Genomic DNA, 21785 nt, shown 5'->3' on the forward strand with positions numbered 1-21785 from the left:
CATGACCCGAACATTGCCGTTCACCTGTGACAAAGCGCCGGCAAGCGGCTCTGGCGGGGTTGTGGTGACCAACCATCCCCTTGGAACGGCGGCGGGTTCTGAAATGCTTGCGGCCGGGGGCAATGCGGTGGATGCGACGGTGGCGGCGCTGCTGACGCTGACGGTGGTGGAACCGATGATGGTCGGGATTGCGGGGGGCGGCCTGTCGCATGTGCGGATGGCCGATAGCACGAATGTCGTCTTCGATGCGCTTTCCTCGGCCGGGGGGCAGATGCAGCCCGATATGTATCGGCCGGTGTCGGATGAACCGGCGCGGTATATGGAAACCGAAGGGCGGTGCAGTATGCTGGGCGCATCGGCGGTGGCCGTACCCGGCAACCTGCGCGGTTGGTGCGACATGCATCGCCGCTTCGGAAAGCTGCCCTTTGCCGATGTGGTCGAACCCGCGATCCGGGCCGCATCGCGCGGGTTTACCGTGACGCATTATCTGGCCGGGGCAATGAATGAATTTGCAGGGGATCTGCTGGCAGATCCGGCCATGGCCGCACTGGTGGCCCCCAAGGGGGCCCTGATGTCCCCCGGTGAACGTATGGTCATGGGGGATTACGCCGAAACACTGCGTCTGATCCAGCGCGAGGGGGCGGCCGCGCTTTATGGTGGTGCCCTTGGCAAGGCCTTGGTGGCGCGCATGGCCACCGGGGATGATCATGCGGGCTTTCTGACAGAGGCGGATCTGACGGATTACCGTGCGGTGGAACGTACGCCGATCACGGGCACCTATCGCGGCTATCAGGTGATCGGCCCACCGCCGCCCGCCTCTTCGGGGGTGCATATCACCCAGATGCTGAACATGCTGGAGCGGTATGATGTCCGCGCGATGGGGTTCGGTACGGCTGAAAGCCTGCATCTGATGGCCGAGGTTATCCGGCTGGCCTTTGTGGATCGTCGTGCCCATTCCGGCGATCCCGCCTTTGTCGATGTGCCGGTAGAGCGACTGACCTCCAAGGCCTATGCTGCCGAATGTGCATCCGGGATTCGCAATGCCGCGTCTTTGCAGGCGGCTGCGGCGCAGGGCTATGAAAGTGCCGATACCACGCATCTGACCGTTGCGGATAAGGACGGCAATATCGTGACCGCGACGCATACGATCAACGGGCTGTTCGGGGCGCGCTTTGTCGTGCCGGAAACGGGCATCATCCCCAATAACTACATGATGAATTTCGATCCCCGTCCGGGCAAGGCGCTGTCGGTCGTTCCGGGCAAGCGGGTGCCGACATCCATGGCACCGATGATCGTGATGAAGGACGGTGCCCCCGTTTATGCATTGGGAATGCCGGGGGGGCTGCGCATCTTTCCAAGCATCCTTCAGGGGATCGTGAACTTGCTGGATCATGGGCTGACCTTGCAAGAGGCGGTAGAAGCCCCACGCATCTGGACGCAGGGGCAGGAACTGGAGGTCGAGAAACCGTTCCTTCCGCAAAAAGAAGCACTTGAGGCGCTTGGCCACAGGGTTAAGGTCATGCCGCATATCGGTGGCGGAATGAATGCCATCGCATTCGAGGGGAATGGCCGCATGACAGGTGCTGCCTGTTGGCGCGCCGACGGAACTGTTGCCGCATTGGGTGGTGGCCTTGCCAAACCGGGTGTCCGGTTCTGGCCCGACCGCGCACCGGAACAAAAGAAAGACTGAATATGCCACGTATCATAATTCTGGATCCAGTCGGTGCGGACCGCCTGACCCGTATGGAAGGTTATCTGCCCGAAGGGTTCACCATCGAGGGGGCTGCCAGCCGGTCGGAGCAGGACCAGCTGGCCGCAATGAAGGCAGCTGATTTCGTGATCGTATCGGATGTGCCCGTCACGGCGGCCATGCTGGAGGCTGGCGCGGCCTCGGGGCTGAAGGCGGTGCAGAAATGGGGCGTCGGCTATGATGCCATCGATCTGGAGGCGGCGCGGCGCGTCGGGGTGCGGGTGATGCGCACGACCGGCTCCAACGCCGTTGCGGTGGCGGAAACCACATTGGGGATGATCCTTGCGATGCAGCGCAATCTGGTGCGCGGTCATATGGGGGTGACCGCTGGCGAATGGCCCAAATCTGAACTGGCGCCGACCAGCATGAAGCTGTCGGGCAAAACGGTGGGGATCATCGGGTTGGGCTATGTCGGGAAGGCGCTGGTAAAGCTGTTGCAGGGGTTCGGCTGCACAGTGCTTTACACCAAACGCAGCCCGCTGCCGGCCGAGGAAGAAGCGGCGCTGGATGTCCGGTTCGTCACATTGGAAGAGCTGCTGGCCCAATCCGATGTCGTCACCCTGAACTGCGAGCTGAACGACCAGACCCGCGGGCTGATGAATGCAAAGACGCTGGCGCAGATGAAGGAAGGATCACTGCTGGTGAACCTTGCCCGCGGCGGTGTGGTTGTCGAGGCCGATCTGGCGGCGGCTGTACGGAATGGCCCGTTGCGGGGGGCCGCCGTGGATGTATTCGCACAGGAACCGGTGGAGGCCGGCAATCCGCTGGTGGGGCAGGACCGGATCATCGTAACGCCGCATGTCGGCGCCATTTCCGCAGATTCATTCCCGGCCTCGGTCACGCGGATGATCGGCAATATCGCCTGTGTCCATCGCGGCGAAGAGCCGCCTGAAATTGACGTTCTGGTATAGGATAGAGTTATGAAAACCGTTTTGATTACCGGTGCCACGGCCGGATTTGGCCGTGAAACCGCCCGCCGATTTGTAAAAGGGGGCTGGAAGGTGATCGGCACCGGCCGCCGGGCCGAGCGGCTGGAGGAGCTGGGTGCGGAACTGGGCGAGAACTTCTGCCCGATGGTGTTCGACATGCAGGATATCGCCGCAATGGATTCCGCGATTGAGGGGCTGCCTGCGGCTTTTGCCGATGTGGATCTGCTGGTGAACAACGCGGGATTGGCCCTGGGCACAACGCCCGCCCCGAATGTTGAACTGGCGAACTGGATGACCATGATCGACACCAACGTGAAGGGGCTGACCGCAATCACGCTGAAGCTGTTGCCCACGCTGATCCGGCAGAAGGGCGGGATCGTCAATCTGGCCTCCATCGCCGCGAATTGGCCCTATGCGGGCGGTAACGTCTATGGTGCGACCAAGGCGTTTGTGAAGCAGTTCAGCCTCAACCTGCGGGCCGACCTGCATGGCACGGGCGTACGTGTCACATCGCTGGAACCTGGCATGGCGACGAGCGAATTCACTCTGGTCCGTACGGGCGGCAATCAGGAGGCGTTCGATGCCCTGTATGAAGGGGCCAACCCGCTGACGGCCGAAGATATGGCGGAAACGATCTGGTGGATCGCCACCCTGCCGCCCCATATGAACATCAACACGCTGGAAGTGATGCCCACCTCACAATCCAATGCCGGGCTTCAGGTGGCCAAGACCTCCTGAACCGCTGCGATGGGCAACGCCTCGATACGTTCGGGGCGCGCCAATGCCGTATTCCACCCCTCGGTGGTTGTGGCCTGAAGCATCGAATTGAGGATCGCCTCCTCGGTGGCATCGATCACCGCATCGAACAGCGGGGATACGGCATCATTCGACAGTTCGGGGTAGGCGGTAACGGCCGCGCGGCGTTCGGACGTGCGCCGCAGGGCAGGGTGGGTCGAAAACGCCAGGGCATAATCGCCCGATCCGTTGCTCAACGCGGCCCCTGTGCGTGCCAGTCCGCCAAAGGCCCGTTCGGCCAGGCGCCGCAGATTGCGATCCGAAAGGGGCGCATCCGTGGCAAGGATGATCATGATGGAGCCATCCCGGTCATGTGCCACAGGGGTGGTGACCTCCTTGCCAGCCACGCGAAGGGTGCCGCCGTAGTTGGATTGCACCAGCACACCGACACGCCATTCGCCGCTGGCCGTCACAACGCGGGACGATGTGCCGATTCCGCCCTTCATTCCGAATGCAACTGTTCCGGTGCCGGCCCCGACTGCGCCTTCGGCTATGGGGCCATCGGTCGCTGCGGTAATCGCACGGGTGATTTCTTCGACCGTGGGCCTGCCCGCCCGTATGTCATTCAATCGGGAGTCATTGGTTTCACCTACTACCGCATTGATGGAAGTGACGTGCTCGTTCCCCGCCTGCTCCAAGGTCCATTGGACCGAGGCTTCTATGGCGCGGCCTGTGGCAAGGGTGTTGGTCAGCAGGATCGGGGTCTCTATCTCACCCAGTTCCTGTATCTGGGTTGCACCAGCCAGTTTGCCGTACCCGTTGAAAATAGCCAGGGCCGCCGGAACTTTGTCCTGAAACAGATTTCCGGCGTGCGGCAGGATTGCCGTGGCACCGGTACGGATCCGCGCCCCTTCGTGAAGCGTGACATGCCCCACCGATACGCCCGCGACATCGGTAATAGAGTTCAGGGGGCCTGTCGGATAGGGTCCGACAGACAGGCCGATATCGCGCAGGCGGGGCATGGTATATTCCGGTATTGACGTCCTTGGTCGGCCAAGGATAGCGCCGGAATTGAAAAAGCGCGAGGAGACCCCGCGCCTTTGTTATCGAATAAAGACAATAATAAGAACGATGACCGCGGCAGCTCCAATCAGAAGTACTGGACGATTCATGTTTTCCTCACAGGCTGCGCGACATGGCGCGATGACGGCCTTCGCTGATTTCCTCGACAACTTTGGCACAGAATGCATCAAGGTCGTTCGGATTGCGGCTGGTTACAAGGCCGGAATCGACAACGACTTCACGATCCTGCCATGTGCCGCCCGCATTTCGGATGTCGGTCTGGAGTGAGGGGAAGGAGGCAACGGTTCGCCCCTTCAGCACATCGGCCTCTACCAGAACCCATGGACCGTGGCAGATCGCGGCAACAGGTTTTTGCTGTTCCACGATCGTGCGTACGAAGCTGACAACATCCTTGTATGCCCGCAGCCTGTCGGCGCCGACGGTACCGCCCGGGATGACCAGCGCATCGAACTGGTCGGCATGCACATCCGCAACCTTGGCATCGACCTTATGGGTGCCGGCCGGCTGCAGATCGCCCGAAACGGTCTTGGCATCGTCTGTTGTCAGGCTGATCACGGTGACGCGGGCACCGGCTGCTTCCAATGCAGCCTTGGGACGCGCGAATTCGACATCTTCGGTTCCCTCTGGCGCGATCAGCAAGGCCACGGTTTTTCCATCGAGTTTCATCAAAGCACCTTTTCCACTTGTGATGGTCGAACGAAAAAGGGAAATAAAATGTTCCGGTTTCTTGTTGGAGTTCGACCTTGCCCGACGCGCAAGCCCGTTACGATATGCTGGACCGGCTGAATATTCTCGATACTCCGGATGAGCCGGAGTTCGACAATCTGGTTGGTATAGCACGCGCGGTTTGCCGCGCTCCCATTGCGCTGATCAGCCTTGTTGATCGTGACCGCCAATGGTTCAAGGCGCATGTCGGGTTCGAACGTCATGAAACGCCGCTGGATGAATCCGTCTGCACCCATGTTCTGGGTGAACCTGAAATCCTGGTCATTCCGGATCTTACACAGGACCCGCGCACCCGCGAAAACCCGCTGGTTCTGCGGGATCCGAATATCCGGTTCTATGCCGGGGTGCCTCTGCGCGTCGAAGGGGTCACGATCGGCTCGCTTTGCGTCATCGACCTTGTCGCCCGGCCTCAGGGGTTAAGCACGGAGGAAATCCGGATACTGAAGGCAATCGCGCTGGAGGTGGTGAACCATATCCAGCAGCGCGACCGCCGTAACCTTTGGCGTGCCGAGGTGGAGCGTCGGAACGCCAATCTGCGTGTGGCGGCCGAACATGCCGAGGCGCTGGTCCGTCTGGGCGATGTATTGCGCAAGACCGAGAATGTGCCCGAGGTCGTATCGCTGGGATCCACGACGATGGCCGAAACGCTGCGTGCCACGCGCGCGGGGTTCGGGATTGTGGATGCCGTCAATGAAACCGTGATGATGCAGCCGGATTGGCGGATGCCCGGCGTTCAGTCATTGGCGGGGTTGCACCACTTTCGCGACTACGGCTCTTTTGTGGATGACCTGAACCGCGGAGAGCTGGTGATCGTTCTGGATGTCGAAAAGGATCCCCGCACAGCCAAAAGCGGCAAGATGCTGGCAGAAATGGGCATCCGGGTACTGATCAACGTGCCGATCTTCCAGAATGGTGTGTTTTCGCTGGTCGGCTTTGTCCATTTTGACTGGGAACGTCCGCTGGCGGATGTGGACATCAGCTTTGTCCGCGCTGTGGCCGACCGTATTCAGGCCGCAATCGTAAGCCTGCGCGCAATAGAAGAGCGGCGTACGGCCGGGCGGGAGATGAGCCATCGGCTCAAGAATACCTTTGCCATGATCACGGCCATTGCCCGTCAGACCTTCAATGGCGCGGATCGTGAGGCTGTGCGCGGTTTTTCGAACCGTCTGATTGCCATGGGGGCCGCCTATGATCTGCTGGCCCATGAACGGTGGGAGGCGGCCAAGCTGGAAGCCGTGGTTGCAGGGTCCGTCGCGGTGGTGGCGGGGGCGGATAACATCCATCTTTCCGGCCCGGCGGTGGATCTGGGTTCCGAAAGTGCATTGTCCGTCGCCTTGCTGGTCCACGAACTGGTCACGAATTCCATGAAGTACGGAGCACTTTCGGTTTCGGAGGGGCGGGTGTCGCTGGATTGGTCCGTCGCCGAGGATGAGTTGGTGATGGCTTGGCAGGAAAGCGGCGGGCCCGAGGTGGTAAACCCTACCCGAAGGGGCTTCGGATCCCGGCTGATGCAGGCGGGCCTGGGGAATGGCAACGCCATGCTGGATTACCGCCCCGAAGGTTTGCAGGCGGCATTCCGCGCGCGGCTCAGCGATCTCAGGCGCTGACAGGAACCACATCTGCAGTGTGCCGTTGTTTCCGTAGAATGAATACGGAGAATGACGCTATGAAACTTCTTGCAACCTCGGCAATGATCCTGACGCTTGGCACAGCGGGGGCAATGGCCCAGGAGGTCGTCGTTCCGATGGACGGCGTACGCGCCAGCACCATCGAGGGCGGCGAGGTCTATAGCATCCAGACCGGCATCGAAGAGGCGACCTTCGGCACAACCAAATACACAGATATCAGCACCGAATGGGACAACATCGGTGAAATCGAAGACATCGTTCTGTCACCCGAAGGTGAAATGATCGGCATCGTCGCTGAAGTTGGCGGCTTTCTTGGAATGGGGGAGCATGAGGTGATGCTTCCGTCGGATGCAGTCCATCTGCTGTCGGGGAATGACGGGAAATATGCCTATGTAACGCGCCTGTCGCTTGATGAACTGAAGGCACTGCCTGTCATCAAGGAATGATCCGTCCATAATTGGCATGGCCCATATGCCCCGTGCCGCTGCAAATCGATAGAGAGGATAGAATATGGCCAGTACCACAATTTCCAGCAAAGACGTTGATGGCACCGCAGTCTACAGCCCCTCGGGCGACCGGCTTGGCCATATCGATCATCTGAGGATCGATAAGGAGCTGGGCTATGTCGCCTATGCGGTTATGGGGTTCGGCGGTTTTCTGGGGGTTGGCGAAGGCCATCACCCCGTACCGTGGAAGAAACTGCGCTATGACACATCGCTGAATGGCTATGTCACGGACATTACCGAAGAACAGTTGCAGAAAGCACCGCGCCAGCCCGAAGAAACCGATGATAACCGCCAATGGGCAACTACGTTTTACGGTTATTACGGCGTTGCACCCTATTGGGTGTGATCAGTTGGTCTGGCGCTTCGGAATGAACGGAAGGGGAAGGACGGGCACGCCTTCCTCTATCAGCTTGCGGGCTTCATCCAGACGCGCCTCGCCATGGATTGACCGTTTCGGTGCGTCTCCGGCATGCATCTTGCGCGCTTCGCCGACAAATCCGGTACCGACATATTCCGAATTGGCCTCAACCATTTTTTTCAAAGCGGCCAGCGCTTCGGTTTTTTTGGTTATACTGACGGCCGGTGCCATCAGTGCTTTTTCTACATCAGGGTTCCCGCACTCGGGGCAGGGAACATGACCTGCCTTCCGCAGTGTCTCGAAGGTATCGCCCGATGCAAACCAACTTTCAAAGCTATGCCCATCCGAACAACGCAAGGTAAAGCGGATCATTCCAAACGTCCCGTGAGATACCGAGGGGTCATGTAAGGTCTTTGACCCTCAACCCCTTGAAAATGTCGATGAGCTCCGGTTCATGCACCTTGGTCGCCGCGGTTTCAAGTGAGAACCACTTGCGTTGACGTTGTTTCGACTCGGGGTATCTTTTAGCAAGGCCCGTAACCTTTAGGGCAATGACCTCTACGCGGCAGGGTACCGTGCTTTCATTCTTCAGATCACGGTACAGGATTTTTTCGTACAGATAATACCCGACGGTCTTTCCGGGATCACCGGTGACCCCGGCCTCTTCCCACGCTTCCTGCTGGGCGGCTTTGGTATTGCTCAGCCCGCGCATGGGCCATCCCTTGGGCAAGACCCATCTGCCGGTTTCGCGGCTTGTAATCAGAAGAACTTGCGGTTCCCCATCTTTCTTTCGCCAGCATAATGCTGCCAATTGCTCCCGTGTGGCGCTGACGATTTTTCGATCCTGTTTCAATCCGACCCTGTTTCTGTCTGCTTATCATGTTTCCCCGACGTCTTTGCGCATCGGAAGTCTAATAGTTAGTATCCTACAGCCGCTATCAAGAGGCTGAAGCATAATGAATGGACTACGGTTAATAATTTCTACATTTGCATGATAAATTGCCATGGAGCAGTCCGATTTTTCCTGAACACCCGATTTTGATCGGCGCCGAAATCTATCGCGGGTCAAGTTACGGCCCTAGGCATCCATTACGGGTGCCCCGGGTCTCTACCGTCCTGGATCTGTCACGTGCCTTGGGGTGGCTTCCCCGGTCCCGCTATCGCACCAGTCCCCGCGCTTTGCCGAACGCATTGATGGCATGGCACGACCCCGCCTATATCGCCGCATTGCAGCAGGCAGAGACACTGGACGCGCCTACGGACACAATGTTGCGCCAGCATCATCTGGGAACCTTGTCGAATCCGCTGTTCCCCGAAATGTTCCGGCGTCCGGCAACCGGAGTAGGGGGCATGATGCTGGCGGCGGAATTGGTACAGAATGGCGGGGTCGTGCATGTTCCGGGGGCTGGTACGCATCACGGCCTGCCGGATCGTGCAAACGGATTCTGCTATCTGAACGACTGTGTTCTGGGTATGCTGGCATTGCGCCATTTCGGTGCACGGCGGATCGCCTATGTCGATATCGACGCGCATCATTGTGACGGCGTGGCGGCCGCCTTTGCCGGTGATCCGGACATCTTGATGGTATCCACCCATGAAGAGGGGCGGTGGCCATTCACAGGGGCGCTGGACGATGACGGAGGCGGCGCTGCCATGAACCTGCCCGTACCCCGCGGTTTCAATGACAGCGAGATGCGTCTGGCCCGTGAGGCCTTGATCGTTCCGGCGGTGGCCGCGTTTCGCCCGGATGCGATCGTTCTGCAATGCGGCGCTGATGCTGTGGAAGAGGATCCGCTATCGCGGATGGGGTTATCCAACAACGCCCATATCGGCGTGCTGCGCGCCCTGCGGCATCTGGCGCCAAGGTTCATCCTGACCGGGGGCGGCGGTTACAATCCGTGGACCGTGGGGCGCTGCTGGACGGCGCTGTGGGGCACATTGGCCGGGCGGGATATTCCCGATCAGCTGCCCGTAGCGGCGCAGGCAGTGCTGGCTGAGCTGAGCTGGGGTGGCGGGGCGCGTCCGGCCCCGCAGCCCCACATTCTGACCACCCTACGTGATCCTCGCCGGGAGGGGATCATCCGCCCCGAAGTAGTTGCGCGGATCGAAGTGCTCAGGCGGCGGATAGGGCGGCAATAATCCCGCCAAAGTCTGCGGCCTTCAGGCTGGCCCCGCCTACCAGTGCTCCATTGACATTCGGAAGGGCGAATATTTCGGCCGCGTTGCCGGGCTTGACCGAACCGCCATAGAGAAGCCGGATACCATCCCCGAAGCGGGGGGACAGCTGGTTGCGCAAAAACGCATGGACTTCGGCAATTTCATCGAGGGAGGGGGTGCGGCCGGTGCCGATGGCCCAGATCGGTTCATAGGCGACGACCAGCTTTCCCGCTTCGCAGGTGGCGGGCAACGAGCCATCGATCTGGCTGCCGATGATGTCCAGAGTGCGGCCAGCGTCACGATCACCTTCGGTTTCCCCGATACAGACGATCGTTGTCAGCCCTGCCGCCTGTGCGGCGGTGACCTTATCGGCCACCATGACATCGGATTCACCATGATCCGCGCGCCGTTCCGAATGGCCAAGAATGACATGGGTAGCACCCGCGTCGGCTAGCATATCCGCCGATACATCGCCCGTATGCGCACCCGATGCCTTGGCATGGCAATCCTGCCCGCCAACAGCAAGGGATGTTCCCTTTGCAGCCTCTGCCATCCGTGACAGCAGCGTGGCAGGGGGGCATAGCAGAACATCACATGCGGGTGCGGAATGCGCCTTCAGCAGGTCGGCAACCTCGGCAAGGTCCGCCTTTGTGCCGTTCATCTTCCAGTTGCCAGCAGCAAGTCCGCGCATAATCAATCCCCTTGGTGATACCCGCGTAAATCTAGGACGGGGATCGCCAAAGGAAAACAGCTTACTCGCGGAACTTGACGGATTCTCCGCAGCCGCAGGCATCGACCACATTCGGGTTTCGGAACTTGAAGCCCGATTCCAGCAGCGAGGTTTCGTAATCGATTTCGGTGCCGAACAGGAACATCTGCGCCATGGGGGCAATCATGACGCGTGCGCCGTCCTGCTCCACCGTTTCATCCATCGGGTTGATGTCGGCCACATAGTCCATGGTGTATTCCATGCCCGCGCAGCCGCCCTTTTTCACGCCGATGCGCAACCCTGCAGAGGATTGCTTGGCCATCAGGCGTGCAATCTGTTTGGCCGCCGAGGGCGTGATGCTGACGGCCTGTTTTCCGGGAATTGAGAACATGGCATTTCCTTTCCGCATTGAACGCGGGGTTTACATGAAGCCCAGTTCGAGGCGGGCTTCGTCCGACATCATTTCCATTCCCCATGGGGGATCGAAGGTCATTCCGACATTGACCTGCTTCACGCCCGGAATGGGTTCGACCGAGTCGGCGACCCAGCCGGGCATTTCACCTGCAACGGGGCAGCCCGGGGCGGTCAGCGTCATCAGGATCTCGACCTCGTTCAGGTCGTTGATCTCGATCGTGTAGATCAGCCCCAGATCGAATATGTTTACCGGAATTTCCGGATCATAGACGCTGCGGCAGGCATCGACGACCTGATCGTACAGGGGGTGTTCGGTGGTGGACGGCTTGATAAGCGGGTCACCTTCGGTTTGCATATCGGTCATGGAACGATCCTCTTTGGATAGGAATATAGGGATGGGGAGGTCAGGCCTCAACCCAGATCGTGACAGGGCCGGAGTTGACCAGCGATACCTGCATGTCGGCACCGAAGCGGCCGGTTTCAACAGGGGCGTGTTCTGCCATCGCGGTACAGAACCGTTCATAAAGGGCGCGCCCCTCGTCGACGGGGGCAGCTGCCGAAAAGCCGGGGCGTGTTCCCCGGCTGGTATCGGCCGCCAGTGTGAACTGGCTGACCACCAGAACCGAACCGCCCACATCCTTCAATGACAGGTTCATCTTGTCCTGTTCATCCCGAAAGATGCGCTGCTTGGCGATACGTGCAGCGAGGGCATCGGCCTGCTCGGCAGTGTCGCCGCGCATGGCACAGACCAGCACAAGCAAACCGGGCCCGATACGGCCGATTTCCGTATCCGCAACGCGAACGGAGGCTTCTGTCACGCGCTGCAGAAGGGCTTTCACACCTCATGCTCCCACGGCGGGTTTGCACCGGCACGGGAAACGGTAACGGCTGCTGCCCGTACGCCCAGTTCCAGACCGCTTTGCAGCACGTCCTCGGAAAGGTTGGCCACGGCGGCCTTGTTCAACGCACCGGCGCGCTGGAGTGCGGCCAGGAACCCCGCGTTGAAAGTATCGCCCGCACCTACCGTGTCGGCCACGGTCACCTTTTGCGCGGCGGCAAAGCAATGGCCGTTGGCGGTAAAGGCATGCGCCCCCTTGGCCCCTTCGGTCAGCAGCACGATCTTGGGGCCGCGGGCCAGCAGGGCCTTGACCAGATCCGCCAGTTCGCCTTCACCCTCCAGCCAATGAAGGTCCTCGTCCGAGATCTTCACGATATCGGACACCTCGATCATGTGGTTGATCCGCGCGCGGTAACGATCGGGATCGGTGATGAAACCGGGGCGGATGTTCGGATCGATCATGGTGACGCGTGTTGCCGCCTCCCGCGCGATCAGCGCGGCATAGGTGTCTGCCGCAGGTTCGCTGACCAAGGAGATGCCGCCAAAGAACAGCGCATCCACCTCGGGGCCAAGATCCGGCAGATCCTTGGGTTCCAACAGACGGCCGGCTGTATTCTCATCATAGAAGGCATAGCTGGCCTGACCGTCGCGCAGCGTGACAAATGCCAGCGTCGTGGGGCGGTTGCTGCGCGCGGCATTCTCGGTGTTCACCCGCGATTCCGTCAGCGACGCATCCAGCATGGTGCCGAACAGATCGTTCGAGATGCCGGAAAAGAACCCGACATCCGCCCCGAGCCGACCAAGCGCGATGGCAGTGTTAAACACCGCGCCACCGGGGTAGGGCATGAAAGCGCCCTCTCGGGGCAGCATGTCGATCAACGCTTCGCCGCAGCACAGGATCATTGCGCCATTCCTTTAACCGTTATTTTACCGCTAACATTATCGAAACGGCAGCGGTGCCGCAATGGGCGGCAACACCGAGGGCAGGTCATGCAAGTGTGGTCAGGGAAGCAGGGTAGCGTTGATCGCGGGAGAAGGGTTCCTGCAAACTGCTTTTCCGTTCTGCCGTCAGCCATATTGTCCGACGTGCTGCCTATTGCAGTTTGGTAGGCCCGGAGGGACTCGAACCCCCAACCAAGGCGTTATGAGCGCCCTGCTCTAACCATTGAGCTACAGGCCCGGCAATGATTGCCTAATGCGAAGGCGCGGGTTGGTCAAGCTGCGTTGCGCAGGGAACCGGGATCGTCTAATGCGGGCTAAAGATCTGTGGGGACTGGTGCCATGACCAACAAGAACGGACTGACCTATGCCGATGCCGGTGTAGATATCGATGCAGGCAATGCGCTTGTTGACCGGATCAAGCCGGCGGCAAAGCGCACGGATCGTGCGGGAACGATGTCGGGGCTGGGCGGCTTTGGCGCTTTGTTCGACCTGAAGGCCGCCGGCTACAAGGATCCGATCCTTGTCGCGGCCACTGACGGGGTCGGCACCAAACTGCGGATCGCAATCGATACAGGTGTCGTGGATACGATCGGGATCGATCTGGTCGCGATGTGTGTCAACGACCTGGTGTGCCAGGGGGCAGAGCCGCTGTTCTTCCTCGACTACTTTGCGACGGGCAAATTGGACGTCGATCAGGCGGCTACGATCGTCGAGGGGATTGCCGCGGGCTGCGAAGCCTCCGGCTGCGCGCTGGTCGGTGGTGAGACGGCTGAGATGCCGGGCATGTATCACCGTGGCGATTTCGATCTTGCGGGCTTTGCCGTCGGCGCGATGGAGCGTGGCACGGCATTGCCGGACGGCGTGGTCGAAGGGGACGTTCTTCTGGGGCTGGCCTCGGACGGGGTACATTCCAACGGGTATTCGTTCGTCCGCAAGGTGGTCGAGATGTCCGGCCTTGGCTGGGATGCGGATGCGCCCTTTGCCGATGGATCGTTGGGTGCCGCCTTGCTGACGCCGACACGGTTGTATGTAAAGCCTGCGCTGGCAGCCATTCGCGAAGGGGGCGTGCATGCGCTGGCCCATATCACGGGTGGGGGCCTGACCGAGAACCTGCCGCGTGTGCTGCCCGAGGGGCTGGGGGCCGATGTGTCGCTGGACGCATGGATCCTTCCGCCGGTCTTTGACTGGTTGGCAAAGACAGCCGACATGGCCGAGAGCGAACTGCTCAAGACCTTCAACTCCGGGATCGGCATGATCATCGTCGTGGCAGCCGACCGGGCCGAGGCGATTGCCGAGCTGCTGGCCGCCGAAGGTGAAACCGTTTCCCGTCTGGGCACCATCACCGCCGGTGAAGGCGTGCGTTACTCTGGCAGCCTGCTGTGAAACGCGTCGCGATCCTGATCTCGGGCGGGGGCTCCAATATGGTGGCCCTCGTCAAAAGCATGACCGGTGATCATCCGGCGCGCCCGGTTCTGGTCGCCTCGAATGATCCCGCAGCGGGGGGATTGCGCACGGCGGCGGACATGGGGGTTGCCACTGCGGCGGTGGATCACCGGCTGTTCAAAGGGGATCGCGCCGCATTCGAGGCTGCCCTGTTGGAACCGATCCTGCAATCACGTCCGGATATTCTGTGCCTTGCAGGCTTCATGCGGGTGCTGACGCCGTCCTTTGTGGAACGGTTCGAGGGGCGGATGCTGAATATCCATCCGTCGCTTCTGCCGAAATATCCGGGGTTGCATACGCATCAGCGTGCGATCGATGCCGGCGATGCCGAGGCCGGCTGCACTGTGCATGAGGTGACGGCCATTCTGGACAACGGGCCGATTCTGGGTCAGGCGACGGTGCCCGTGCTGCCGACGGACACCGCAGAAACGCTGTCGGCGCGGGTGCTGGCCGAGGAGCATAAGCTTTACCCGGCCTGCCTCCGCGCTTTCGCCAGCCGTTAGGCCAGCAGGCGCGCTTCGAATTTGCGCAGGCAACGGTGCGCCGTTGTCGGATGCATGCCTGCCAGATCGGGGAACAGGGCCTCCAGCTCGTCGCGGACTGCCGAGTTGTTGTCGGCATAGAGCGAGTCACCGAAGAACATGGTCTCGGTTGCGGCGCCTTCGGCAAAGATCACCTCATGTGCCGCACATGCGATGTGGTAGTAGGAGATCTTGCCACGCGGTGCGATACGGACGGTCGTGCCGTTCACGAGGTGCGCTGCCGCAACCAGAACGGTTGCCTCACCGTACAGCATTTCAGCGGTTTCACCCTCGATCAGCATGCGGTGCTGTTGCGAAACCGTCAGGTCTTTGGTGTTGCCATATGCACCGGCCTCGATCACGACGGGGGCAAAGGGGCCAACGCCGATCGTCTCGGTCTTGCCGACCCAGATCAGCGGCTGTGCGCCGTGGTCGCGGGTCATGACCATGTCGCCAACTTTCAGATCCTCGACCGAACGCAGGCCGTCCTGCGTCAGGATGGACGTTCCGGCGGTAAAGCAGAAGCTGGCCTGTGCCGCTTCGGCCGTTGCGTAGAGCGACGAGAAGGAAAGGTAGTCATTGTAAGCATCGGAGGTGGCGGTATACGTCACTTCGCTGCTGTCAAAACCGTCAACATCAATTACGAAATTCGCATTCGAGAAGATCTGGTAGTTATCGGCTGCAGCGACACCCTGGAACTCCTGGTTCTGCGGGTTCGCGTTCGAATAGATCAATGTGCCTTCGGAATCGTAAACCGAGACCTGTTGACCATTCGAGAAATAATTCCGGTCATTCGTTTGGCTGATGACAACGGTGTACACATCCGAAGCCGTTCCAAGCGGTGTGACACCGGTGAGTGTAACAGTTGCTTCACTGCCATTTCCCGACGAGGTCAGTCCGGAATAAGATGCGATCTGATCGCCAGTGACGTAATAAGTTTGGTCAGCCATCAAGCTTGTCCCCTGCATTAACAATATACTTATTAAGGAGACATTACGCCGATACGGCAATTTTGATAATCAAAATGTAGGTGAACCGGCCATAAAGGCACAATTTACGCTTTATTAACGTAATCTGGCTTTTTCAGGTATATATTTATATGAAAGTATCTGCAGCAACCGCTTCAGTGAAATCTAATTGCCGGAATGATGGCGGGCTTATAGCGCCATGCAGTGAAATGTTTCAATCCATACCACATGATGCGCCGCATCTTGTCCCTTCAACTTCTCGTTTCCGCGCGTTAGAATCGTGACGGGCCGGATGAACCGGCGGCGAAAGGCCATGTATGCGCACGATCACGACGACCTCCGACCTGGCTGCAATTTGTGCGGAAGCCAAGACGAAGCCCTATGTCACCCTTGATACCGAATTCCTGCGAGAGCGGACGTATTGGTCCAAGCTGTGCCTGATCCAGATGGCATTGCCGGGCGGGGAGGCGGTCCTTATCGACCCGATCGTGGGCGAGGATATGGATCTGGCGCCTTTGTATGACCTGTTCCGGTGGGAGCAGACGGTAAAGGTCTTTCACGCCGCACGTCAGGATCTGGAGATATTCTTTGTTGAAGGCGGCGTCATTCCGAAACCGCTGTTCGATACGCAGGTTGCGGCAATGGTCTGCGGTTTTGGTGAGCAGGTCGGCTATGAAACGCTGGTCCGCAAGATTGCCCGAGAGTCGCTTGATAAAACCTCGCGCTTTACCGATTGGTCCCGCCGCCCGCTGACCGAGGCGCAATCGGTTTATGCGCTGGCCGATGTGACGCATCTTCGCCAGATCTATGAGTCATTGCAGGCGCAGATTGCCAAGGCGGGGCGTGAACGGTGGGTAACCGAGGAACTGGCGATCCTGCTGGATCCTGCCACCTATACCGTCCACCCCGAGGATGCCTGGATGCGTGTGAAGACACGTACCACGTCGGCGCGCTTTCTGGGAATCGTCAAGGAGCTTGCCCGGTTCCGGGAAACCTATGCGCAATCCAATAACGTCCCCCGGTCGCGTGTCATGAAGGATGATGCGCTGCTGGAGGTCGCCTCTACCCGTCCGGCAAGTATCGAGGATCTGAACAAGTCACGGTTGCTGCTGCGTGAGGCGCGCCGTGGTGCCATTGCCGACGGCATTCTGGCTGCGGTAAAGGCAGGGCAGGAGATGAAGGCATCCGATCTGCCCAAGGTGCCGGTCCTGAAGGATAATGCGCAGGTCAATCCGGCGCTGGCCGATTTGTTGCGTGTTCTGCTGAAGGCCAAATCCGAAGATCTGGGCGTTGCCTCGAAGCTGATCGCCTCCTCTGCCGATCTGGATGCGCTGGCCACGGGCGACCGCGATCTGCTGCCGCTCAAAGGGTGGCGGATGGAGGCCTTCGGTGCCGATGCATTGCGTTTGTGCAGGGGGGAAATTGCCCTTTCCGCCAAGGGCAACTCCGTAAAGATCGTAACGCTTTAAGGCGTTGCGGTCACCGAATTGGTTGCGCCGCGCACAACGATGTGGCGTACACCCTGCAAGACATCCCGTTTGATTGCGGTGGCTGCGATGATCGGCTGGATCACCGTGCTTTTCGTGCTTTCGGGGGGGGTGCTGCGGAACTCCAGCGTCAGGGTGCCGTCCTGAACCGGCGTTGCCACCAGCGACGATCCATACCAGCCCGGTGCTGCGGCGATGCCGGATGCGCGAACGATGGCACCGGTCGGGGTAGGGGCGATCGATACCGATTGCACCTGCGCGATAAGCGGGCGGGTATCCACGACAACGGCGGCGGCAGGTGGTGCATCTTCGGGCCGCGGCGAATCCGCGCCGCCGTTCAGCCATGTCCCCGGGTTCATCCGGTTGCAACCAGCCAGCGCAAGGCCCACGGCCAGAATGTAGAATAGCGGTTTGGTCATCATGTCCCCCTCGTTTGCAATAGTGCTAGCGTAACCGGCTGCGGTTGAAAAGCGTGACAGGCTGGACCTTTGGGCTTGGGCGTCTTACCTCTCACTCCGAAGAACCGGAGGGCGACCATGGCCACACAGGCATTTGAAGACATCGCGGATACATTCGAATTTCTTGATGACTGGGAAGACAGGTATCGCCACGTCATCGATCTGGGCAAGGCAATGCCCGAAATGAACGACGCGCTGAAGGCACCTGCGACCAAGGTAGATGGCTGTGCCAGCCAGGTCTGGATCCACCCGCGTATTGAAAATGGTACGTTCGATTTCGATGGCGACAGTGATGCGATGATCGTGCGCGGTCTGATCGCCATTCTGCATGCGCTCTATTCAGGGGTGCAGGTGGGGGATATCGCGAAAATCGATGCCTCGGCCGAACTGGCCCGGCTGGGGTTGGACAGCCACCTGTCTGCCCAACGCTCTAACGGGGTGCGGGCCATGGTGACCCGCATCCAGGAAGTTGCCGCCGCTGCCTGAGATCAGATGGCGCGGGTCGCGGAATGCAGCCATGCGGCTGCCTTCTTCGAAATACGCGGCAGCAGAAGCTCCACCACCTTGGCGTGATAGGCGTTCAGCCAGTCACGTTCATCCCGTGACAGGGCATCCACCAGCACAAGGCGCAGATCGAAGGGAACGAAGGTGATCGTGTCAAAGCAAAGCTGGTCACGATCATCGGTGATCCTGGGCGCCTTTTCCGTCACCATCAGGTTTTCGAGCCGGATCCCGAAGGCACCCTCGCGGTAATACCCCGGTTCGTTCGAGAGGATCATCCCCGCTTCAAGCGGCACCTCGGAAATGCGGGCAATGCGCTGCGGGCCCTCGTGGACCGACAGGAACGCCCCGACACCATGCCCTGTGCCGTGATTGAAATCACGACCGTCCAGCCACAGCGGAAAGCGGGCCAGCGGGTCCAGATCACGGCCCGACAGGCCGACAGGCCAGCGCGCGCGGGTCAATGCGATCAGCCCCTGCAGCACACGGGTGTAGCAATTGCGGGCCTCATCCCCCGGATCCCCTATGGCGATCGTGCGGGTGATATCTGTCGTCCCATCGACATATTGACCTCCGGAATCGACCAGAAGCAATTCATCCATGCCGATTGCGCGATTGCTGTCTTCGGTGACCCGGTAGTGCATCATCGCGCCATTCGGACCCGAACCGCAGATGGTTTCAAAGCTGATCTCGCGCAGTGCATTCGTGGCACGACGAAAGTTCTCCAGCTTGGTGACCACATCGATTTCGGTCAGCCCGCCCTTCGGTGCCGTTTCGTCCAGCCAGGCAAGAAATTCGACCATGGCCGCGCCATCCCGCAGATGCGCCTCGCGTGCTCCGGTGATTTCGGCTTCGGTCTTCAGTGCCTTGGGCAACCGGCAGGGATCGTCCGCCTCCACGATTTTCACATTCTCGATCAGCATCAGTCGCAATGCCACCGGGGCAGAGGCGGCATCAAGCTGCACGGGGCCGCTGAGGCCGCGCACTGCAGATTCCAGCTCGGCCACGGGGTGCAACCTGACGTCAGGCCCGAGAGCCGCCAGAACGTCATCGGAATATTTGGCGGCATCGGCAAACAGGTCGACCTTGCCGTCACGGTGCAGCAGGGCAAAGGCATGTGTTACCGGATTGCGCGCTACATCCGTGCCACGGATGTTCAGCAGCCAGCAGATGCTGTCGGGCAGCGTCAGGATGGCAACCTCGGCCGCGAGGGATGCCCCTACTTCAGCCCTTTTTTCAGCGGAAGTCTTACCGGCGAGTTCGTCCGGCTGGAGGAACACGGCGCCGGCAGGCGGGGCAGGTTGATCCGCCCAGATGCGATCAACCAAGTTCTTAACCGGTTTCAGCGTGACGCCGGCAGCCCGCATTGCCGTAATTTCTGCATGCGTGTGCAGCCACGGATCAAATCCGATCGTCCCCTTGCAGTTTTCGGCAATCCATTTCCCCAGTGTCACATCCGGCCAGGGAACCGGCGTGAAATGGGCCAGATCGACCTGGTGTTTGACCTGTGTACGGTAACGTCCGTCAATGAACACTCCGGCTTTGTCTGCCAGAACCACGCAGAATCCGGCAGAGCCTGTGAACCCCGTCAACCATGCCAGCCGGTCGTCCCGCGGTGCGACGTATTCACCCTGATGGGCATCGGCACGCGGCACGATGAAACCATCCAGCCCTTCGGCCCGCAGCTCTTGTCGCAATTCCGCCAGGCGGGTGGCACCAAGGTCAGGGCGGGCGGTGGTGGTGAAGTTCTGAAACATCAGCGCATATTCCTCATTCCAAGAACGCGGGCACGCTTTCTCGGGTCAGCATCGAACAGGGCGGCCAGCTGTTCGGTCATCGCGCCGGCCAGCTGCTCAACATCCGTAATTGTTACGGCTCGGTCGTAGTAACGGGTCACATCATGGCCGATACCGATGGCCAACAGTTCGACCGCGCGACGGCGTTCAACCATGGCGATCACATCGCGCAGGTGCTTTTCCAGATAATTGGCCGGATTGACGGAAAGCGTACTGTCATCCACGGGGGCGCCATCGGAAATGACCATCAGGATCTTGCGGGATTCAGGGCGGGCCGTGATCCGCCGATGTGCCCATTCAAGCGCCTCACCGTCGATGTTTTCCTTCAGCAGCCCCTCTTTCATCATCAGCCCGAGGTTGGGGCGCGCGCGCCGCCACGGCGTATCGCCGCCCTTGTAGATGATGTGCCGCAGATCGTTCAGCCGCCCGGGCTGCTGTGGCCGCCCTTCGGCCAGCCATGCCTCGCGGCTTTGTCCGCCCTTCCAGGCGCGGGTGGTGAAACCGAGGATTTCAACCTTCACCTGGCAGCGCTCCAGCGTGCGGGCCAGCACATCGGCACAGATCGCGGCAATGGAGATCGGGCGCCCGCGCATGGAGCCGGAATTATCCAGAAGCAACGTCACGCAGGTATCACGGAATTCGGTATCATGCTCTATCTTGAAAGACAGCGGCATGGTCGGATTGGCGACCACGCGCGCCAGACGGCCCGCGTCCAGCGTGCCTTCTTCCAGATCGAATTCCCACGACCGGCTTTGCTGCGCCTGCAACCTGCGCTGCAATTTGTTTGCAAGGCGGCTGACCGCGCCTTTCAGCGGCTCAAGCTGCTGGTCGAGATAGGCGCGCAACCGTTCCAGTTCCACGGGCTCGGCCAGATCCTCGGCGCGGATCTCCTCGTCGAAGCGAGGGCTGTATACCTTGTAGTTCGGATCTGCATCCGAATGTGCGGCAGGGGGCGGAGGCTCGTTCGGGGCATCGCCCTCGGGCATCTCGGCCTCTTCGCCCTCTTGCTGCTCGGCGCTTTCATCGCTGGATACCTGCGCTTGAGAGCTGTCCTGCTGCTCTTCCTGGCTGCGCTCGGAGGCGGCATCATCCTCGTCATCGGCGCCGTCCTGATCAGCGTTGGATTCCGGCTCCTGCTCGTCCTCCTCCGCCTCGTCCGGTGCCTCGTCGGCGGGATCTTCCATATCGGGGTCATCGCCCAACTGGTCGCCATACCCCATGTCGGAAATCATCTGGCGGGCAAAGCGGGCAAAAGCAGCCTGATCGGCCAGCACATCGTCCAGCGTTTCCAATGTGCCGCCGGCCTGATCCTCGATAAAGCCGCGCCATAGTTCCATGACGTTGTTGGCCCCGGCGGGCAGCGGGCGGCCGGTCGCCAGATGGCGCACCAGATATCCCGCAGCCGTGGCCAATGGCGCATCCTGCGCCTGACGGATCTGCCCGTATCCCTTGCGATCCGCCTCATGGCCGATCTTGGCATCGATATTCGTGGCGGTGCCGGGCATATCCCTTGCGCCCATCGCCTCGCAGCGCGCGGTTTCCATGGCGTCGAAGATGTCACGCGCCAAAGGCCCCGACGGGGTATAGCGGCTTGCCGTCGCCTCGTTGTGATAGCGGCGGCGCAGGGCAAAGGCATCGGCGGTGCCGCGGGCCAGTAGCACCTCGTCCCGGGTCATGCGGCGGGTGACCTGTGGCAGACGCATGCCCTCACGGGTCATCCCCGGTGGATCGACGGAATAGGAGATTGTCATCTCGCTATCCCGCGCCATGGTCTTCGTCGCTTCGGCCAGCGCTTTTTTGAACGGATCGGCGGGGTTGTCGGAGGGTTTGCTCATT

24 protein-coding genes and 1 tRNA gene are annotated in these 21785 nt (G+C 60.4%); 11 read left to right on the forward strand and 14 right to left on the reverse strand.

Annotated features, from left to right (window positions below; all coding sequences use genetic code 11):
- Position 1: 1 nt before the first annotated feature.
- Genes ggt through TR36_RS07345 form a run of 3 tightly spaced genes read left to right on the forward strand, consistent with a single transcriptional unit; the run spans position 2 to position 3417 of the window.
- Positions 2-1690 (forward strand): gamma-glutamyltransferase, encoded by a 1689-nt coding sequence (gene ggt / locus TR36_RS07335; protein WP_045390487.1) that lies wholly within the window; start codon positions 2-4, stop codon positions 1688-1690.
- A 2-nt stretch (positions 1691-1692) separates the two neighbouring features.
- The gene (locus tag TR36_RS07340) at positions 1693-2661 is read left to right on the forward strand and encodes a 2-hydroxyacid dehydrogenase (RefSeq protein ID WP_067397919.1); all 969 of its coding nucleotides are present in this window, start codon (positions 1693-1695) and stop codon (positions 2659-2661) included.
- A 9-nt stretch (positions 2662-2670) separates the two neighbouring features.
- Positions 2671-3417 carry an SDR family NAD(P)-dependent oxidoreductase gene (locus tag TR36_RS07345; RefSeq protein WP_045390482.1) on the forward strand — a complete coding sequence of 249 codons (747 nt, stop codon included), beginning with the start codon at positions 2671-2673 and terminating at the stop codon, positions 3415-3417.
- On the opposite strand, the gene TR36_RS07350 is transcribed toward TR36_RS07345, so the two are convergent.
- Together TR36_RS07350 and TR36_RS07355 are read right to left on the reverse strand one after the other, a co-directional pair.
- Positions 3396-4436 carry a P1 family peptidase gene (locus TR36_RS07350; protein WP_153010523.1) on the reverse strand — a complete coding sequence of 347 codons (1041 nt, stop codon included), beginning with the start codon at positions 4434-4436 and terminating at the stop codon, positions 3396-3398. The two genes, TR36_RS07345 and TR36_RS07350, sit on opposite strands and share 22 nt — an antisense overlap.
- Positions 4437-4593: 157 nt before the next feature.
- On the reverse strand, positions 4594-5163 hold the full coding sequence (locus tag TR36_RS07355; protein WP_045390478.1) for a type 1 glutamine amidotransferase domain-containing protein: 570 nt from the start codon (positions 5161-5163) through the stop codon (positions 4594-4596).
- Positions 5164-5240: 77 nt separating this feature from the next.
- Between TR36_RS07355 and TR36_RS07360 the strand changes: the two genes are divergently transcribed.
- From TR36_RS07360 to TR36_RS07370, 3 genes are all read left to right on the forward strand, one after another.
- Complete coding sequence (locus TR36_RS07360; protein ID WP_153010524.1) at positions 5241-6830, forward strand: sensor histidine kinase; 1590 nt, start codon at positions 5241-5243, stop codon at positions 6828-6830.
- 59 nt (positions 6831-6889) lie between these two features.
- A complete protein-coding gene (locus TR36_RS07365) occupies positions 6890-7297 on the forward strand; it encodes a PRC-barrel domain-containing protein (protein ID WP_045390973.1) in 408 nt (135 codons plus the stop codon).
- A gap of 64 nt (positions 7298-7361) precedes the next feature.
- Complete coding sequence (locus TR36_RS07370; RefSeq protein WP_045390476.1) at positions 7362-7703, forward strand: PRC-barrel domain-containing protein; 342 nt, start codon at positions 7362-7364, stop codon at positions 7701-7703.
- Here the strand turns inward: TR36_RS07370 and TR36_RS07375 are convergent, their stop codons facing one another.
- Together TR36_RS07375 and TR36_RS07380 are read right to left on the reverse strand one after the other, a co-directional pair.
- A complete protein-coding gene (locus tag TR36_RS07375) occupies positions 7704-8087 on the reverse strand; it encodes a DUF1178 family protein (protein WP_062762895.1) in 384 nt (127 codons plus the stop codon).
- A gap of 28 nt (positions 8088-8115) precedes the next feature.
- Positions 8116-8568, reverse strand: a complete 453-nt coding sequence (locus TR36_RS07380) for an NUDIX hydrolase (protein WP_045390472.1) — start codon at positions 8566-8568, stop codon at positions 8116-8118.
- A 146-nt stretch (positions 8569-8714) separates the two neighbouring features.
- On the opposite strand from TR36_RS07380, the gene TR36_RS07385 reads away from it, so the two are divergent.
- Entirely contained in the window at positions 8715-9854 is a 1140-nt protein-coding gene (locus TR36_RS07385) for an acetoin utilization protein AcuC (protein WP_045390970.1), read from the forward strand.
- Here the strand turns inward: TR36_RS07385 and tpiA are convergent.
- The 6 genes from tpiA to TR36_RS07415 all read right to left on the reverse strand — a co-directional run bounded on the left by tpiA (position 9829) and on the right by TR36_RS07415 (position 13013).
- Positions 9829-10563, reverse strand: a complete 735-nt coding sequence (tpiA, locus tag TR36_RS07390; protein WP_045390470.1) for a triose-phosphate isomerase — start codon at positions 10561-10563, stop codon at positions 9829-9831. The genes TR36_RS07385 and tpiA overlap by 26 nt on opposite strands.
- A 61-nt stretch (positions 10564-10624) precedes the next feature.
- Complete coding sequence (locus TR36_RS07395; protein ID WP_045390467.1) at positions 10625-10972, reverse strand: iron-sulfur cluster assembly accessory protein; 348 nt, start codon at positions 10970-10972, stop codon at positions 10625-10627.
- Positions 10973-11002: 30 nt separating this feature from the next.
- Positions 11003-11359 (reverse strand): SUF system Fe-S cluster assembly protein, encoded by a 357-nt coding sequence (locus TR36_RS07400; RefSeq protein ID WP_045390465.1) that lies wholly within the window; start codon positions 11357-11359, stop codon positions 11003-11005.
- A 40-nt stretch (positions 11360-11399) separates the two neighbouring features.
- Entirely contained in the window at positions 11400-11834 is a 435-nt protein-coding gene (dtd, locus tag TR36_RS07405) for a D-aminoacyl-tRNA deacylase (RefSeq protein ID WP_045390463.1), read from the reverse strand.
- The gene (locus TR36_RS07410; RefSeq protein ID WP_045390460.1) at positions 11831-12736 is read right to left on the reverse strand and encodes a carbohydrate kinase; all 906 of its coding nucleotides are present in this window, start codon (positions 12734-12736) and stop codon (positions 11831-11833) included. Before TR36_RS07410 ends, dtd begins: the two co-directional genes overlap by 4 nt.
- A 201-nt stretch (positions 12737-12937) precedes the next feature.
- Positions 12938-13013: transfer RNA gene (locus TR36_RS07415), tRNA-Ile, on the reverse strand.
- 101 nt (positions 13014-13114) lie between these two features.
- Between TR36_RS07415 and purM the strand changes: the two genes are divergently transcribed.
- Positions 13115-14158 (forward strand): phosphoribosylformylglycinamidine cyclo-ligase, encoded by a 1044-nt coding sequence (gene purM / locus TR36_RS07420; RefSeq protein WP_045390458.1) that lies wholly within the window; start codon positions 13115-13117, stop codon positions 14156-14158.
- Complete coding sequence (purN, locus tag TR36_RS07425; RefSeq protein WP_062762898.1) at positions 14155-14721, forward strand: phosphoribosylglycinamide formyltransferase; 567 nt, start codon at positions 14155-14157, stop codon at positions 14719-14721. Before purM ends, purN begins: the two co-directional genes overlap by 4 nt.
- Here purN and TR36_RS07430 read toward each other — a convergent pair.
- Positions 14718-15689 carry a Hint domain-containing protein gene (locus TR36_RS07430; protein ID WP_052362591.1) on the reverse strand — a complete coding sequence of 324 codons (972 nt, stop codon included), beginning with the start codon at positions 15687-15689 and terminating at the stop codon, positions 14718-14720. The two genes, purN and TR36_RS07430, sit on opposite strands and share 4 nt — an antisense overlap.
- A 335-nt stretch (positions 15690-16024) precedes the next feature.
- On the opposite strand from TR36_RS07430, the gene rnd reads away from it, so the two are divergent.
- Positions 16025-17176 (forward strand): ribonuclease D, encoded by a 1152-nt coding sequence (gene rnd / locus TR36_RS07435; RefSeq protein ID WP_045390455.1) that lies wholly within the window; start codon positions 16025-16027, stop codon positions 17174-17176.
- On the opposite strand, the gene TR36_RS07440 is transcribed toward rnd, so the two are convergent.
- Positions 17173-17613, reverse strand: a complete 441-nt coding sequence (locus TR36_RS07440) for a hypothetical protein (protein ID WP_062762901.1) — start codon at positions 17611-17613, stop codon at positions 17173-17175. The two genes, rnd and TR36_RS07440, sit on opposite strands and share 4 nt — an antisense overlap.
- Positions 17614-17730: 117 nt before the next feature.
- Between TR36_RS07440 and TR36_RS07445 the strand changes: the two genes are divergently transcribed.
- Positions 17731-18138 (forward strand): SufE family protein, encoded by a 408-nt coding sequence (locus TR36_RS07445; RefSeq protein WP_045390452.1) that lies wholly within the window; start codon positions 17731-17733, stop codon positions 18136-18138.
- Positions 18139-18140: 2 nt separating this feature from the next.
- Here the strand turns inward: TR36_RS07445 and TR36_RS07450 are convergent, their stop codons facing one another.
- A complete protein-coding gene (locus TR36_RS07450; protein ID WP_045390449.1) occupies positions 18141-19910 on the reverse strand; it encodes an aminopeptidase P family protein in 1770 nt (589 codons plus the stop codon).
- On the reverse strand, positions 19910-21784 hold the full coding sequence (cobT, locus tag TR36_RS07455; protein WP_045390446.1) for a cobaltochelatase subunit CobT: 1875 nt from the start codon (positions 21782-21784) through the stop codon (positions 19910-19912). Before cobT ends, TR36_RS07450 begins: the two co-directional genes overlap by 1 nt.
- Position 21785 lies beyond the last annotated feature (1 nt).

Origin of the sequence: Falsirhodobacter sp. alg1, from assembly GCF_000739715.2 — a bacterium.
In the GTDB taxonomy this organism is placed as follows: Bacteria; Pseudomonadota; Alphaproteobacteria; order Rhodobacterales; family Rhodobacteraceae; genus Falsirhodobacter.

Bases quoted from the DNA above. Each gene is read 5' to 3' on its own strand.
- TR36_RS07340 (WP_067397919.1), top strand. From the start codon at position 1,693: ATGCCACGTATCATAATTCTGGATCCAGTCGGTGCGGACCGCCTGACC.
- TR36_RS07345 (WP_045390482.1), top strand. From the start codon at position 2,671: ATGAAAACCGTTTTGATTACCGGTGCCACGGCCGGATTTGGCCGTGAA.
- tpiA (WP_045390470.1), bottom strand. From the start codon at position 10,563: ATGCGCGGACTTGCTGCTGGCAACTGGAAGATGAACGGCACAAAGGCG.
- TR36_RS07450 (WP_045390449.1), bottom strand. From the start codon at position 19,910: ATGTTTCAGAACTTCACCACCACCGCCCGCCCTGACCTTGGTGCCACC.
- TR36_RS07355 (WP_045390478.1), bottom strand. From the start codon at position 5,163: ATGAAACTCGATGGAAAAACCGTGGCCTTGCTGATCGCGCCAGAGGGA.
- TR36_RS07350 (WP_153010523.1), bottom strand. From the start codon at position 4,436: ATGCCCCGCCTGCGCGATATCGGCCTGTCTGTCGGACCCTATCCGACA.
- TR36_RS07375 (WP_062762895.1), bottom strand. From the start codon at position 8,087: ATGATCCGCTTTACCTTGCGTTGTTCGGATGGGCATAGCTTTGAAAGT.
- ggt (WP_045390487.1), top strand. From the start codon at position 2: ATGACCCGAACATTGCCGTTCACCTGTGACAAAGCGCCGGCAAGCGGC.
- TR36_RS07430 (WP_052362591.1), bottom strand. From the start codon at position 15,689: ATGGCTGACCAAACTTATTACGTCACTGGCGATCAGATCGCATCTTAT.
- TR36_RS07440 (WP_062762901.1), bottom strand. From the start codon at position 17,613: ATGACCAAACCGCTATTCTACATTCTGGCCGTGGGCCTTGCGCTGGCT.
- cobT (WP_045390446.1), bottom strand. From the start codon at position 21,784: ATGAGCAAACCCTCCGACAACCCCGCCGATCCGTTCAAAAAAGCGCTG.
- TR36_RS07445 (WP_045390452.1), top strand. From the start codon at position 17,731: ATGGCCACACAGGCATTTGAAGACATCGCGGATACATTCGAATTTCTT.
- TR36_RS07410 (WP_045390460.1), bottom strand. From the start codon at position 12,736: ATGATCCTGTGCTGCGGCGAAGCGTTGATCGACATGCTGCCCCGAGAG.
- rnd (WP_045390455.1), top strand. From the start codon at position 16,025: ATGCGCACGATCACGACGACCTCCGACCTGGCTGCAATTTGTGCGGAA.
- TR36_RS07395 (WP_045390467.1), bottom strand. From the start codon at position 10,972: ATGTTCTCAATTCCCGGAAAACAGGCCGTCAGCATCACGCCCTCGGCG.
- TR36_RS07400 (WP_045390465.1), bottom strand. From the start codon at position 11,359: ATGACCGATATGCAAACCGAAGGTGACCCGCTTATCAAGCCGTCCACC.
- TR36_RS07365 (WP_045390973.1), top strand. From the start codon at position 6,890: ATGAAACTTCTTGCAACCTCGGCAATGATCCTGACGCTTGGCACAGCG.
- TR36_RS07370 (WP_045390476.1), top strand. From the start codon at position 7,362: ATGGCCAGTACCACAATTTCCAGCAAAGACGTTGATGGCACCGCAGTC.
- purM (WP_045390458.1), top strand. From the start codon at position 13,115: ATGACCAACAAGAACGGACTGACCTATGCCGATGCCGGTGTAGATATC.